At 47.8% G+C, this 278-nt stretch carries 1 protein-coding gene; it reads left to right on the top strand.

The features are described from left to right. Positions 1–278, top strand: a 278-nt coding sequence (locus SAZ04_RS21945; protein ID WP_332699673.1) for an exodeoxyribonuclease VII large subunit, incomplete at both ends; no start/stop codon positions are given.

The following is a 278-nucleotide window of genomic DNA, read 5'->3' as shown; positions in this document are numbered from 1 at the left end:
CAGCCATGCCTTTGCGTTTAGAACTTTTTGGGTAGTAGCGGAGGTTACCAATCATTCATTTTATTCCCAGAAGGGATTTCATTATTTCGACCTGGTTGAAAAGGCTGATAGGGGAAGCCAGATACTGGCCCGCATGCCAGCCGTAGCCTGGTCGGGAGGTAATATCAGGATCAGGGAATTTGAAAGGATTACCGGCCAGCCCTTCAGGAATGATATTCAGGTTCTGGTAAAGGTTTCGGTGGATTATCATCCGGTCTACGGATTGAAGCTCACCTTGC

This window comes from Halalkalibacter lacteus, assembly GCF_036663595.1.
Classification (GTDB): Bacteria; Bacillota; Bacilli; order Bacillales; family Bacillaceae_D; genus Halalkalibacter; species Halalkalibacter lacteus.
This window is presented reverse-complemented; position numbering and strand designations above follow the sequence as displayed.